This is a genomic window from Kitasatospora sp. NPDC023120, assembly GCF_055560835.1.
Genome location: NZ_JBVHHY010000124.1, coordinates 1 through 1,027 on the forward strand (window position 1 = coordinate 1; position 1,027 = coordinate 1,027).

The 1,027-nt window shown below is 70.1% G+C and carries 1 protein-coding gene; it reads left to right on the forward strand.

The window, feature by feature from the left end; translation table 11 throughout:
• A partial coding sequence (locus tag ACZ3TI_RS41045) for a condensation domain-containing protein (protein ID WP_465735715.1) occupies positions 1-1,027 on the forward strand: 1,027 nt, incomplete at both ends.

Sequence of the window (1,027 nt, forward strand, 5' to 3'; positions counted from 1 at the left end):
ACGGACAACTCGAATTCGCCGGCCGCGCCGACGACCAGGTCAAGATCCGCGGCTTCCGCATCGAACTCGGCGAGATCGAAGCCGCCCTCACCCACTTCCCCCACGTCACCCAAGCCGTCGCCGTCGCAAGCACCGCAGGCAACGGCAGTGGCCAGCGGCTCGTCGGCTACGTCGTACCGGCCGGCCCGGACTGCGACCCGGCAGTGCTGCGCCGCATGCTGGGCGAAGCCCTGCCCGACTACATGGTCCCGTCCATCGTCGTCGTCCTCGAGCGCCTGCCGCTGACACCCAACGGCAAGATCGACCGCAAGGCCCTGCCCGACCCCGACCTCAACACCCTCACCGGCACGGTGCTGCCGCGCACCGAACGCGAAACGGTGCTGTGCGCTCTCTTCGCCGAAGTCCTGGGCATCGACCGGGTCGGCGTCGAGGACAACTTCTTCGACCTCGGCGGCGACAGCATCGTCTCCATCCAACTGGTCAGCCGCGCCCGCCGCGCCGGGCTGGTGTTCACCCCGCGCGATGTCTTCACCCGCAAGTCCGTCGCCGCGCTGGCCCTGGTCGCCGAGCAGGTGACCGACGACCCGTCCGCCGGGACGAGCGAGGAGACCGGGGAGCGAGTTCCGCTGGTCTCGCTCGGCGAGGACGAGCTGAGGCTGCTCGAAGCCGTCACTCCCGGGCTGGAGGAGGTTCTTCCGCTGTCGCCGCTGCAGGAGGGGCTGCTGTTCCACGGGCAGTACGACACAGCCGCGCGGGACGTCTACGTGGTGCAGTTCACCTTCGACCTCGAAGGCCGCCTGGACGCCGCCTCCCTGCGAGCCGCCGGCCAGGCGGTTCTCGACCGGCACGCCAACCTGCGGGCCGGCTTCCGCCGCCGCAAGAACGGCGACCCCCTCCAGGTCATCCACCGCCAGGTCGAACTCCCCTGGGAGGAACACGACCTCAGCACACTCACCCCGCCCGAGCAGGAAACCCGACTCACCACGATCCTCGACGCCGACCGCGAACGCCGCTTCGACTTCGCCCG